The sequence below is a fragment of the Halopseudomonas salina genome (genome assembly GCF_008641105.1).
Genome location: NZ_VTTI01000001.1, coordinates 543046 through 556105, shown reverse-complemented (window position 1 = coordinate 556105; position 13060 = coordinate 543046). Strand labels below are relative to the sequence as shown.

Annotated in this window: 14 protein-coding genes; 13 read left to right on the top strand and 1 reads right to left on the bottom strand. The window is 59.7% G+C overall.

Annotation, left to right across the window (positions count from 1 at the left end):
• Nucleotides 1–58: 58 nt before the first annotated feature.
• Nucleotides 59–748 carry a phosphate regulon transcriptional regulator PhoB gene (gene phoB / locus FZF01_RS02515; protein ID WP_150276512.1) on the top strand — a complete coding sequence of 230 codons (690 nt, stop codon included), beginning with the start codon at nt 59–61 and terminating at the stop codon, nt 746–748.
• 97 nt (nt 749–845) lie between these two features.
• Entirely contained in the window at nt 846–2114 is a 1269-nt protein-coding gene (gene phoR / locus FZF01_RS02510; protein ID WP_223825358.1) for a phosphate regulon sensor histidine kinase PhoR, read from the top strand.
• 17 nt (nt 2115–2131) lie between these two features.
• Here phoR and FZF01_RS02505 read toward each other — a convergent pair whose 3' ends face one another.
• Nucleotides 2132–3064 carry a response regulator gene (locus FZF01_RS02505; protein WP_150276511.1) on the bottom strand — a complete coding sequence of 311 codons (933 nt, stop codon included), beginning with the start codon at nt 3062–3064 and terminating at the stop codon, nt 2132–2134.
• Between the two features lie 268 nt (nt 3065–3332).
• Between FZF01_RS02505 and FZF01_RS02500 the strand changes: the two genes are divergently transcribed.
• Genes FZF01_RS02500 through FZF01_RS02450 form a run of 11 tightly spaced genes read left to right on the top strand, consistent with a single transcriptional unit; the run spans nt 3333 to nt 13011 of the window.
• Nucleotides 3333–4157 carry an NlpC/P60 family protein gene (locus tag FZF01_RS02500; RefSeq protein WP_150276510.1) on the top strand — a complete coding sequence of 275 codons (825 nt, stop codon included), beginning with the start codon at nt 3333–3335 and terminating at the stop codon, nt 4155–4157.
• A gap of 16 nt (nt 4158–4173) precedes the next feature.
• Nucleotides 4174–5280, top strand: a complete 1107-nt coding sequence (locus tag FZF01_RS02495; RefSeq protein WP_150276509.1) for a hypothetical protein — start codon at nt 4174–4176, stop codon at nt 5278–5280.
• The gene (locus FZF01_RS02490) at nt 5277–5855 is read left to right on the top strand and encodes a peptidylprolyl isomerase (protein WP_150276508.1); all 579 of its coding nucleotides are present in this window, start codon (nt 5277–5279) and stop codon (nt 5853–5855) included. The genes FZF01_RS02495 and FZF01_RS02490 overlap by 4 nt, the downstream gene beginning before the upstream one ends.
• Before the next feature lie 14 nt (nt 5856–5869).
• Nucleotides 5870–7594 carry an OmpA family protein gene (locus FZF01_RS02485; RefSeq protein WP_150276507.1) on the top strand — a complete coding sequence of 575 codons (1725 nt, stop codon included), beginning with the start codon at nt 5870–5872 and terminating at the stop codon, nt 7592–7594.
• 3 nt (nt 7595–7597) lie between these two features.
• Complete coding sequence (locus FZF01_RS02480) at nt 7598–8077, top strand: hypothetical protein (RefSeq protein ID WP_150276506.1); 480 nt, start codon at nt 7598–7600, stop codon at nt 8075–8077.
• 18 nt (nt 8078–8095) lie between these two features.
• On the top strand, nt 8096–8800 hold the full coding sequence (locus FZF01_RS02475) for a hypothetical protein (RefSeq protein WP_223825357.1): 705 nt from the start codon (nt 8096–8098) through the stop codon (nt 8798–8800).
• A gap of 30 nt (nt 8801–8830) precedes the next feature.
• A complete protein-coding gene (locus FZF01_RS02470; protein ID WP_150276505.1) occupies nt 8831–9364 on the top strand; it encodes a hypothetical protein in 534 nt (177 codons plus the stop codon).
• On the top strand, nt 9361–10182 hold the full coding sequence (locus FZF01_RS02465) for a hypothetical protein (protein ID WP_150276504.1): 822 nt from the start codon (nt 9361–9363) through the stop codon (nt 10180–10182). The genes FZF01_RS02470 and FZF01_RS02465 overlap by 4 nt, the downstream gene beginning before the upstream one ends.
• Before the next feature lie 2 nt (nt 10183–10184).
• On the top strand, nt 10185–10910 hold the full coding sequence (locus FZF01_RS02460) for a hypothetical protein (RefSeq protein ID WP_150276503.1): 726 nt from the start codon (nt 10185–10187) through the stop codon (nt 10908–10910).
• Nucleotides 10911–10920: 10 nt separating this feature from the next.
• On the top strand, nt 10921–12306 hold the full coding sequence (locus FZF01_RS02455) for a PASTA domain-containing protein (RefSeq protein ID WP_150276502.1): 1386 nt from the start codon (nt 10921–10923) through the stop codon (nt 12304–12306).
• Nucleotides 12307–12324: 18 nt separating this feature from the next.
• On the top strand, nt 12325–13011 hold the full coding sequence (locus FZF01_RS02450) for a hypothetical protein (protein WP_150276501.1): 687 nt from the start codon (nt 12325–12327) through the stop codon (nt 13009–13011).
• The last annotated feature ends 49 nt before the right edge of the window (nt 13012–13060 follow it).

The window sequence follows — 13060 nt, the reverse complement described above, 5'->3', positions numbered from 1 at the left end:
CTGCAATAAAAGTGTTATCTAATCGTTGCACCTGAGATTCAGCAACGGATGGTGATTCATGGCAGGCAAGACCATACTGATAGTCGATGACGAAGCGCCGATCCGCGAGATGATCGCTGTTGCGTTGGAAATGGCCGGATACGATTGTGTCGAGGCAGAAAACACCCAGCAGGCCCACGCCAGCATTATTGATCGGCAGCCCGACCTCATTCTGCTCGACTGGATGCTCCCCGGCACTACCGGCATAGAGCTGGCCAGACGGCTGAAGCGCAATGAACTGACGGCTGATATCCCCATTATCATGCTTACCGCCAAGGGTGAGGAAGACAACAAGATCCAGGGTCTGGAAGTCGGTGCGGATGATTACATCACCAAGCCTTTTTCACCCCGGGAACTGGTAGCCCGACTCAAGGCCGTTCTGCGTCGCGCCGGGCCTCCGGACAATGATGCCCCACTGGAGGTCGACGGGTTGCACCTGGACCCAGCCAGCCACAGGGTCACCATTGATGATCGCCCCGCAGAGATGGGTCCAACCGAATACCGTCTGTTGCAGTTCTTCATGACTCACCAGGAGCGCGTTTATACTCGCAGTCAATTGCTCGACCAGGTATGGGGTGGCAATGTCTATGTCGAGGAACGCACCGTTGACGTGCATATCCGGCGCCTGCGCAAGGCATTGGGCACACATTATGAGTCTCTGGTGCAAACTGTACGTGGCACCGGGTACCGCTTCTCGACCAAGACCTGAATCCTGTATCGTGATGTGCAACGCCTACCGCTCCGCGCAGTAGTGCAATGGGTTGAAAAAGGGGATGTAAGTCTTGCGCACACACTTGACAGGTAGCGTGTTCAAATTATTGTTCTGGCTGTTACTGGCAGGTGTTCTGGGAGGCATGCTGGTCGGTCAGATTGCCTGGGGCCTGGTAGTCGGACTGAGCCTGTATGTAGCCTGGCATCTGCGACAGATGACGCGCTTCGTGCAATGGTTGAGTGTGCAGCGCAATGATCCCCCACCGGATACCCGGGGTCTGTGGGGAGAGATATTCGATAACATCTACCGAATACAACGCCGCGACAGTCGCATGCGAGCAAAACAGCAGCTGGTGATCGACCGGATTCAGGCATCAACTGCAGCACTGAGTGACGCTGTGGTCATGGTGGATGCCAAGGGCCGGCTGGAATGGTGGAACCATGCGGCCGAACGCCTGTTGGGCTTTCGTGCCCCTGATGACAGTGGCCAACACGTGACCAATCTGTTGCGTGATCCGCGATTCGTCGAATATTTCGAAGCTGATCATTTTCGCGAGCCGCTGGACATTGCATCCCATCTGAACGCGAGCGCCTGGCTGCAGTACACCATTACGCACTATGGTCAGGGCGAACGCCTGATAGTGGTCAGAGACACCACTCGGCTGCATAACCTTGAACAGATGCGCAAGGATTTCGTTGCCAACGTTTCCCATGAACTTCGCACCCCGCTTACCGTTGTGGTGGGTTATCTGGAAACCCTTCAGGATTCCGATGAACCTATCAATCCGCGCTGGAAGCGAGCCTTGCAGCAGATGGAACAGCAGTCAAAGCGCATGCAGAATCTGCTCAACGACCTGTTGATGCTGGCCCGCCTGGAAAACGACGATCGCGCTGTCGAAAAAAAGTCTGTGGATATCAGTCAGATGCTCAAGTCGGTATCCCAGGACGCTCAGGCCCTGTCAGCGGAGCGAGGGCATCAGATTCACCTGGACACAGACCCGGCGATACGCCTGCTTGGCGCCGATGCCGAGCTGCGCAGCGCATTTTCCAACCTGGTTTTCAATGCGGTCAAATATACGTCCGACCAGGGCGAGATCAGTATTCGCTGCTGGCAGGATCAGAACGGCACCCATGTAAGCGTAAGTGATAACGGGACGGGCATCGCCCCCGAGCACATCAGCCGCTTGACCGAGCGCTTCTACCGCGTGGATTCAAGCCGTAGCACCAATACCGGCGGAACAGGTCTGGGGCTGGCTATTGTCAAGCATGTGCTGTTACGCCATGGGGCGCGGCTGGAGATCAAAAGTACCCTGGGCACGGGCAGCGTCTTCACCTGTCATTTCCCCGCAAGCCGGGACGCCTGAGCCGCCCGGCCGCTCATTCAGGCGCTTGGCGAATAGTGCCGTTGAGCACTGCCGGACGCGATCAGGCGTGATAGGTAGTCCAATTTCTGCGGATCCTGATCGACGAACTTCAGGGTAACCTTGATCCATTCGCAATCCATTGTCGGCTCCATCGACGCTACCGCGTGCACGTAGGCGTTGATGCGCGCGACACTCTTGTCCGCGTCCTGCTCCAGATCAAGCACTCCACTCTCGAATACTTGCGGCATATGTTCGCTGCGTCGGACCACTACCAGCGCATCGCGCAGGCTCAAGGTCTTGACCACACAGGCAAACTGACCGCCGGCCAAGCGCAATTGCGCCTGGCCACGCACCTGTTGGGTGGCCGGGCGGTCCTGCACATCGGTAGTATCGGAGTCCGTAGCGCCGGTTTCACTGATTGCGGGCTTGATCTCCGGCGGAGCTGCGGGTGAGGCCGCAACAGAATTCGAACCGCTATCAGGCTTGCGCCCCCCCATCAGGTTGGCGACCGAATCCTGCGCAGTTCCGCCGCTGGCCGGAGCCTGACGGCCCTGCAGCACCTGTAGTTTGCCGCTGCGATGCAACGCCTTTTTAACCTTGGCCGCCAGTTGCTCGTTGGTGAAGGGCTTTCCGATAAAATCGCTCACACCGGCCTGAATGGCCTCGATGACATTTTCCTTGTCGCCGCGGCTGGTCACCATGATAAAGGGCGTCTTCTCGGAACCGGGCTGACCACGGAACCATTGCAGCAGCTCGAGCCCGCTCATCTCCGGCATTTCCCAGTCACACAGAATCAGGTCAAAGGCCGCGCGACTCAGCACCTGCTGAGCCTTGCGGCCATTAACGGCCTCTTCAATCTGCAAGCCGGGGAATTGGCTGCGTAATGCTTTTTTTACCAGGTCGCGGATGAAAGGGGCGTCATCCACTACCAGGGCCGACACTCTAGCCATCTCGTTTCTCTTCGCCTGGTTACTCGGCTAGCTTAGCTCAGACCGAGTGCAAACCATACCCATGAATAAATGACCTTTTGGTCACATTCCGGCGAAGGCAGGAGAGATAAAGCTGAAAAAATGTCTCTGCCATCATTGTGGCCATCATTGACAGCCTCAAAAACTTGGCTGATCTTATGTTCCAAGGTCGCATTTCGCGACCTTTATATCGTCAGGACGCCGTCTGGCGTCGCAGTCGTCGATACCCGTCACACGGAGTGGGGGTATTATGACGAAGTCTCGCAAAATCGATCAGCCAGCCCAGGCTTTCCTCGATCACGTGCGCAGCAATCTGTTGCGTCGTGGCTCCAGGGGCGACATGGTCAGCTATCTGAACCAGCGTCTCCACACCCTGGGCCTGGTAGACAAGCCCGGCGCTATATTCGACCTGGCAACCCAGCGCGCGGTGCGCACCTTTCAAGCCTCACAGCTGGACGAACGCGGCAGACCTCTGGCCGTGGACGGACTGGTTGGCGCCCTGACAGCGTGGCGCCTGGTGCACATCGAAGATCCTGTACCGCAGGCTGAACCACTGGATGCAGTGGCCAGCACCCCGACACTTGCACGTGGAGGCTCGGCTCGGGGCCGCCTAGCACTGCAAATGGCTTTCAAAGAGCGCGAAGCCGGTGCCCGCGAAATCGGCAGCAATAACAACGGCGAGTTCGTGCGCAAGTATCTGCATCCCAACGGTAAATCACCCCTTCCATGGTGTGCCGGCTTCGTCAGTTGGTGCTATAGCCAGCACCCCCAGGGTTGCCCGTACAACTACAGCCTGGGTGCCCGCGACATACTTAATCAGTTTACCCGCCGCGGCTGGCGCATAGACCCACGCAAAGGGCAGCTACCGGAACCTGGCGATATCGTGGTCTGGACCCGAGATGTACCCGGGAACCCCCACGCCGGACATATCGGCATGGTTGTCGAGCTCAGCGAAGGCGGCATTCTTTACGTGATCGAGGGCAATAAAGGCCCGTTCCCGGCGCCGGTAAAAGTGTTCGATTACGTTTATTCACGGATGAACAATCTGCTCGGTTTCGGGCGCGTACCGGACTGAATGGCAGGAGGCCAACATGCAGGAAGCCACCCTTCGCAGCCCAGCTGCCGAACAACGTCTGATCGTTGAGTCCATCGGCTCAGCCAGCCCCGGTCTGGCGGGTGTCCTGGCGAGCCAGCTGGGCATGCCAGCTTCGCAGGTGGCCAGCGCTCTGTACAAGGCCCCAGCAATATTGCTCGACAAGCTGCCCATGCCCCATGCACAGGGTCTCGCCGAGATTCTCAGCCAGGCCGGCCTGGGCATCCGTATAGAGCCCAGTCAAAGTCCCGTACCAACAGCTGCAGATAGCCTGGATATTGCCCTGTATCTGCGTGAACCGGCTTGCCTCGCTACATGCTGTGAGCGGCTGTCGCGTTTTCTCGGCTGCCCCGCCGCCGCCATACAGAACATGTTGTTGGCGCCCCCCAGCGTTATTCTTGGCGACGTCAGCCAGGCCACGGCCGACGCCTTGCAGCAGCTGCTGGATGGTCTACCGGTGGAATTGATCTGTTCAGCACGTAAACAAGCGCGCTACGCACTGTTTATCAGTCGCCAACGCGGTACTGCATTGAGCAGCCTGCTCGGCGACTTGCAACGCATGGGCATCAATGCGGACGCGACGGGGACCCTGGATGGCGCCGAGCTGGATTACCAGCAGGGCCAGTACCTCTGGCGTCGGCATCAGTCGGCCGGTGGTCTGCGGCTGGTCGACAAGGCCTTTATGCGCTTTGACCTGAATCTGGAGCAAATCAGCTCCGATAGCTGCCTTGAACAGCTACCAGCCCTGGCCGGGTTTCCCGCAGATCTGGTGCCCTGTGTTATCGAGAACCTGCCCATAGTGGTCGAAGAAGGCGTGCCAGCCCACTCGCTGCAACACCGGCTGGCTGCCTGGTCCGCAGCAGGCATGACAGTGCGGCCGCAACTTGCAAGCCTGCGCTGCTGCCGCCTGATCGTTGAAAGCTGCCCCCAACCTGAGCGCTGCCGCGAGCTGCTGCAGACCGGCGGGCTGATCGAGCATGCCGGGCAGCTAGCCACCCTGCCCTGGATTTCCGACATGCTCTTCGGCGAACTGCTGCCACGCTGGCTGCAAAGCGGCCTCGACGCCCTGGAAGCCGAGTACCGATTCGAGGAGACCTCTCCATGAGCGCCAACGCAGCCAACGTCGGAATGCATCTGGGAATTGCAGAACAGGGCAAGCTGCTCGCGCTCAAAGGCCAGCACGAGTCCGCTCTCGCGCATTACCGGGAAGCCCTGCGCATGGCCGTCAGCAGCTCCGCTCCGGAAGTTTTCTTCCGCCATTACACCCAATGCGTGATGGAAAGCCTGGAACGCAGTGGCAGCCTGGAAGCCGTGCTGCGTTATTGCGACGAGGCAGAGTCCCACTACCAGCGTATTGCCTCCCCGCTGGCCCTGGTAGCCCGGGACCGCGCCGAAAACCACCAGCGACGCGCAAGCATTCTGCTGCGCATGGGTCGTCAGAACGACGCCGTTGAAGCAATCGAGCAGGCCCTGGCTACCGCCGGGGATCATCCGCTACCCATGGCTCGTGAGGTCCTCGGCTGGATACGTCGCGGACTCAGCGTGGGAGTCAGACAACTGGATGAAGCCCAGCGCCGTCACCACTACTACATCGTTCGCAAGGAGCTGGTTGATCCGGCCCGTGCCATTGCCCTACCCGCCGAACGCCTGCACGCCAGCGGCATGGCCTCGCCTCTCTGAAAGGAGCTATACAAATGAGTCAATACAATGGGTTAAAGCCGGGCGAGGTACTCGCCGATGCCAGTGTCGCCGAGTTCATTTCCAGTCTCGGCCTGGGTATCGCGAAGGCGCAACAGGCACTGGATGCCAATTCCATCGAACAGTTGGACAGCTTTATCTCGCCCATTCCCGGCCTGGGAGGCAAGACGCTGATCGAAATGGGCTTCAGCCCGGCGTTTTACCACTATCAGCATGCCGACATCAGTTGCTCGATGAACCTGCGCTTGAAGGTCGAAGAGAACTCAGGATGGGACCTGGGTGTAAACGCCGCCTACGACGGCACATTCGGCAACGAGGCGTCGTCAGAGAACAGCGAAACGACTAGCGAGAGTGGCACCAGCAACGAAACCCGCACCCGCGAGGCCAAACTGCAGATCACCAGCCAGTCAGCCGGTGAAGTCGTGGTCAACAATGAGCGCATTGGCGTCAACGGCCCCGATCTCGAAGCGCGTCTGAACAATCTGGTGGATGCCCTGGCAGGCAATGCAGATATCGACGCAGTGGCTTTCGACCGCACGGAAACCCCCATCAATCCAACCTCCAACGCCAGTGCCGCGCTGGTCGAATGCACAGCCAACGCGGTGGCCTTCAAGGCCTTCGGCTACGCCTGCGGTTTCATTCGCATAGCAGCCAATTCAGCCACCGACTTTGTGGTCAATCCAGACATCACCGTCCAGGTGCCCGTTTCCAACAGCATCCGCAACTATGCACGGAAGGTCAAAACCCATTTTGAGGACGCTGGGTTCAATGCCAAGCTTTTCCCCCCTGGCTTCCCGATCGAGAACATTCTGTTCGACATCAACCGCGCCAACATTCGTGCTGATCAACTGGACAAGCTCCAGGAAGTAGCCCTTCTGCTGGCGCGCAGCTCACTGCATTTCAAGATCGTCGGGCATGCGGACCCGCCGGCGACGCCTGATTACAACCTGGATCTGTCCCAGCGGCGCGCCAACGAGGTCAAGCGTCAGATGATCCGCATGGGTGTGCAGGAAAGCCAGATCACCACCACCACCGGCGAGGGCGAAATCAGCGCCAACCCCGGGGATCGGGAAGGTCTGCCTTACGACCAGGCCCATCGCAGAGTGGAGATTCTGCTGGATATCGAGATGATCCGGGTCGATGCCGAGAATGGCGAGCCCATCAGCGGCGTCAGCCCGGACCGACGGGATGGCTCCGAGCCCGGTACCAATGGATGGATACATACCTTCGATAGCCAGACCCTGACAGGCGTCAATGGCAAGACCGTCACCGCTGAAGGACAAACCTGGGAGTTGTCCGGGGCTGCGATAGACGGCCTCGAGGCTGACAGCCCCCAGGCCTTCGCCAAGAACCTGAGCAACAGCATCAACGCCGATAGCGCCAGCCAGATCGCCGCATCGGCCAGCGGCGCCATCTGTAACCTGGCCCGCGAAACCGACCCCGTCAGCCTGCGCCTGATCACCCGCTCGAGCCGTGATGTGCGCGTCAGTAGCAGCGAAAGCATCACGGTTACCGAACAGTTCGAACGGACCTCCGCCCAGCGTGAGACGCAACGACGTACCGGCAACCATACCGTGGCGGTAGGCGCGACATTCAGCATGCATGAAAGCAAGAAATTCGAGCTGGACGTGACCGGTAACTCGTCGATTTCAGCACGGCTGGTCTCGATTCCGGCCCCTCCGGAATTTCTCGAGACCATCCGCACCTTCCTGGAGGAATAGACCGTGTCGGAAACCGTCAGTGTTACCCGCTCCCTGGTCAGTGCGCCGCTGCCGCAGATCATCGAGCGGCTCGGTCTGGCCATTGCCCAGGCCCAGTCGGCGCTGGACAGCAACTCGGTCGAGGTCGCCAAACAGATGGCCGAGACACCGGTGGAGCTCAACGGTGAAACCTACAACCTGCTGACTCTGGGCTTTGCGCCCAGCTTCTACGCCTTCACCGAGGCCACAGTGGAGGCAAAGCTGTCATTCAGCATGTCGGAAACCACCGAGACCTCGGTTTCAGCCGGCGTGACGGCACGGGTCAATTACGGCGTGGTCATGGTTGCGGCAAGCGTGGATGTGTCCTATGCGCGCAAATTTTCGGTGTCCGCCGAGGGCACCAGTTCAATCGCCGCCCGGCTGGTATCGCTGCCCGCCCCGGAGGCTTTCAGCGAAGTACTGCGCCGGCTGCACGACAAGGGCCTGCAGAATCAGGATGACTAAGTTCAAAGGAGCTGCACAATGAGTATCGGTCAGGAACTACTTAATGTCCCCATGGGCGACATGATCCGGCAGATGGCATTCGCCATCGCCGAAGCCCAGGTCAAGCTCGACGAAGCCTCGATTGACGTCGCCGAAATGATGGGCGGCCTGCGCACCATTTACGATGACGAAGGCAACATCACCTTCGATGACAGCCGGATCTTCTTTGGTCACGAATACATGACCGAAAACGCGGCCAATTCGCTCGCTGCCATTGATACCGGCTACGCCAAGGTCGTGACCGAAGCGGTCAAGCACAAGGACGCTGACGGCATGGTCCGCGTGCCGACGCGACTGTCGATGCTGGAGCTGGGCTTCACGCCGGTCTTCTACAACTTCGTGGACACCATCATCGAGGTGAAGATCGCCATCAAGATCACCCGCACCCGCGAGTTCACCAGCACCCGCAGCAACAAGAAAACCGAGAACTCGAAGAAGAACAAGACCAGCGGCCTGTTCGGCAAGGTTTTCGGCGGCAAGAATAGTGGTTCATCGACCGTGGCCACCAGCCAGGTAGACGCCACCTATTCGTCCAAGTACTCCTATTCAGCCGAGGGGTCGAGCCTGTTGCGTACCAAGCTGGCGCCGGTCCCGCCGCCGCCGATTCTGGAAGAACGAATCCGCGCGATGATGGAAGAAGCCGCAGCGCGCCGTCAGCCGGCCGAAGCGGAAGAAGACGCCTGAGTGCCCACAGCCTGAACAGGAGGATCGACCATGTCTGTAGGCACGGAATTAATGAACGTCCCGTTTCCGATGATGGTGCGCAATCTGGGCGTGGGTATTGCCGAGGCGCAGCTCGAACTGGACCTGGTGTCCCTGCGTATCGCGCGCATGATGGCCGGCTACGCCAGCGGCACTGATGAGGACGAAGACGGTGGCAGCGAGCAGACCTACAAGGTCGAGTTCAGTAACGGCAAGTCCTACAGCCTGCTCGAACTCGGGTTCATGCCAACGTTTTATCAGTTCGTCGACACCGTCATCGAGCTGAAGATATCGATCAGCGTCAGCAGTGAACGCAGCTCGACCTTCAAACGCAATCAGGTCAAAGCCAGTGCCAAGGGCGGCGCGTTGCCTTTCTTCGCCGCCGGCTCGATGACAGCCAGCTCGGTATCCGCCAGTTTCGCCAGCAAGTATCAGTATTCCGCGGAGGGCAGTTCGGTCATGCGGACCAAGCTGGTAACCGTGCCGCCTCCGGCGATTCTCGAGGAACGCATCCGCAAGATGATTGAGGAGGAAGGCGAAGAATGAGTCGCAAGACCTGGCGCGACCTGGCCCGGCAACAGACTGGAGGGCGACGCACGCGGGAGGCACAGCGCGCCCCACCAGCCGATCTTGCCAGCGTTGCCGAGCAGCTGCCTGCTCTGCAGTCACTGCTGGAAAAGCGCAAGGCGCTGGAGGCCCGCATGCAAGAGCTGGGGTCGAGCCCCACACGCGCAGGGCAAACCCCCGGGGAGGATCCGCGCTTTCCGGTTGCCAGCATGGCTGAACGCCGCGCCGAGCTGGAACGCTGGGCGCGCCAGCACGAACAGTGCAAGACCGAACCTGCCGCAGCTCTGGATCAACGGCCTCGGCAAGCCCCCCGCGATGGCTGGCAAGCGTTGCGCGACAGCCAGGCAGGCCAGGCCGAGGATCGGGCACGCCAGCTGCTCGCCCAGAAGCAAAGCCTGATGCAGCGCCTCGATCAGCGCGTCAACGATGCCCGCAACAAGGCGCAGGAACGTCTGCGAAACAGCCGTAGGGAGACCATCCAGGCACCCCTTTCCCGACCCGTCGAGGCACCCCTGACACAGCGGCTGGATGCGGCCCGGCATCCTACCCGGACCGAACGCGCCACCACGCGGGAGAGTTTCGACCAGCGCTATAAGCAACGCACGGAAAAACTGCTTGGTATCGCCCCGGGCTCCACCGACGACCTGGCGCAGCGCCGTGACCGACAACGCGAGCAACAGCGCGCAGAGCGCCTGGAAGCGCGCCGGGCCGAACGACAGGCTGAACGCCAGGACATGATGAAGCGTGAGCGAGCCCAGGAACGCCGCGCCCAACGACCTCAATTGAGTACCGACTGACCATGAGCAAATCCAGCCAATTCGTTTCCAGCTCCATCGAACAGGTATTACTCGGGCTGGCCCGGGGACTGCGCGATGCCCAGGCCGTACTCGACGAGATGCCGCCCACCGACAACTATGGGCGACCGCGCAGCAGCTACCACCTGCCCTATCTGGACTTCACCATCAAGGCGACCATGGAGACCACCGAGCAGGCCGCTCCGGCTGCGCCAACGCGGGCTATGGGTGCGACCAGTGCCAAGATTCAGAAAATCCCCATGCTGCGTCTGAAAATGCCCAGCCTGAACGCCAACTCCGAACCGAGCAGCAGTTCCACCGAGCTGACCAGTACCTTCAGCGGTCGGCTGGTGTCGGTACCGCCGAGCAACAACCTGCCCACGAACCGGTTGGTTACGCGAGCCATGAGCAACACCGACAAGCCGCGCATCCGCCAAATCCTGGTCAACTTGAGCAATACTGCCGGCGACCTGATCAGCGGGGCGATGATCGAGTTCAATCTGGATATTGAAGCCAGTCAGAAGCTTAGCGAGCTGGCTGGTGCGCCAGCCAGCTTCAGCGAAGACAAGATCAGAACGGCGGTGCAGTTCAGCCAGCGTGTGGTAGAAACGGACGAACAAGGCAATGCCGAGGTTGATGTCGAACTGACCAACAAGGTCCCGGCGAACGCCAATATCGTGCTGCTGATCAGCAGCGGCCCAACCCTGACCCAACTCATTCTCAGCCCGTAGGAACACCTTCATGCAATGGAGTATCACTGGCGTCGTGCTGGAAGCCGACGGCAAACCCGCCACCGGTACAGTACAGGTGCAGATCTATGATCTGACCCGCAAGGCCTGGCGCGCCCAGGCCAAGGCTGCACTGAACGCCCAGGGTCGCTTTTCTCTGAAAACCAAACTGACTTCCGGCGGTGAAATACTGCCGGCCATGCGCCTGTGTGAAGCCAGCGTCTCGGGGCAGCCTGCCCGGGTCCTTGCTGAAGGTGGCCTGGTGCAGGTCGCGTCGGCTACCTCCGCTCACCTATCCTTCGGACAGATACAACGTCTGGCCAATAACGCCATCGCGCGCAGCGACCACACAGCTCCCTTCAGCCAGACAGATGACTACCTGATAGCCGGTGTACCCCGTCCGCCTGCACCCCAAGTTAGCGCTGCGACCGCCCGCATGACCATGGCTGGCGCGCCTATTACAGCCTTCGTAAAGCCGCAGATTGTGGAACAACCGAGCACCGCGCAGTTGCGCATGAATGCCGACCTGACCAAGCGCATAGAGCTACAGGATACCGAGCTGAACCAGAAACAGATGCAGATGGTGCAGCTCGAGCAGAACAACCTCAAGACCACACAGGAGCTGCGTCTGGCGCAGAGCAGGATTGCGACGCTGGAGAGGGAGCTCAAGGCAAAGCCCGCCACCACTGCCTCGAGCAAACCGGTAAACGAGCAATTCACCCTGGCTACCGAAACCATGAAGCTAAACCTGAACGAGCAGATCATCCGTCAGGCAGCAGACTACGACATACGTGCAATGCAACTGCAACAGACCATCAATGCCAAGAACCTGGAACTGACCAGCTATACCGAGCGCCTGAAGGAAATGGCCAAGGTGTCGAGTGCTGCAATGGAGGAAGCCGCCAAGGCCAAGGACGAAGCCGAACAGCTGAAGCAGCAGATGAATACCCAGGTAGGTGCTGGTGAGCTGTATGCCAATATCGGTAAACAGTTGCAGGAGGCGCAGATGGCACTCAACAACGAAGCGGTGCCATACCGACTGGGCAAGGTGTCCCTCAACCTCAAGACCCTGGTCTCGGGTAACCAGTTGACCATGCCGACCCTGGCGGATCTGAACAACAAGGGCGCAGCAGGCATGTTCACCGATGTAAACCTGGAGTTCTTGCCCGACGCCGCCGTGAGCGAAGACGAGGGGCTGATCAGCGTACCCGACTTCACCGAACTCACCGAAACGCTGGCCCGACGTCTGGCCAGAGATATGGGGTTGAACATGGATGCTGCCTATCAGAGCGTTACCAACTCCAGCCTGCCGATTGGTCAGGCCATACGTCAGCTACCCGCCAAGGGCACGCAGGTAAGCCCCGGCGAGAGCATCATGGTGGTTTTCACCCAAGCCTAAGCACACAGGATAAACGCAATGACAACCATCAAGAATCTGGTCAGCGACGTGATGGCAGCACCCATCGGTGAAATAATTGCAGCCGTCGGGCAGGGGGTCGCCCAGGCCCAGGAAGCTCTGGACCAGGGCTCGCTGGCCAAGGTACTGGCGATCTACAGCGAAGGGGGGGATGCTGAACTGCGCTTGCTGCAGGAGATTGGATATCAACCAACTTTCTATGCCCTGCCAGAAACCACAGGTGAGATTCAGGTAGCACTGAGCATCAGCGGCGACACCCGTACCCAGCCACCCGCCCCTATACCAGCGAAGGGAAAGATCGCGCAGTTGAACCTGAGCGACCTGAACAGCTCGAGGCTGGTACATTCCCAGCTGCCGGCAGCACGGCTTTATGCGGCACCAGTCAATGCGGACCTGACCAATCGCTACGGTTTTCAGTCCAGTGCCGCCGCCAAGGTGACTTTCAAGATCGTGCCGGTGCCCGCGCCGGCACGCGCCAGCGAGATTCGTGTGGTACCCGCCCTGATAGACAAAAATTGGGAAGAGGCACTACAGCTTGCCGAGTTGCTGGATCAGGAACTCTCGGCCGTAGACAAACAGGGCAACGCCGTAGACGCACCTGCAGCCAAGAGGAAAATCACCATGCAGGAGCCGGAAGCAGGCAGCATAGTTATGGTCGGTGCCGGCATTGAGGTTACCCTGGCCTGAGGACGAGCCGCGGCAGGAACTGGTCCATGCCGCGGCTTGCATCTTGATA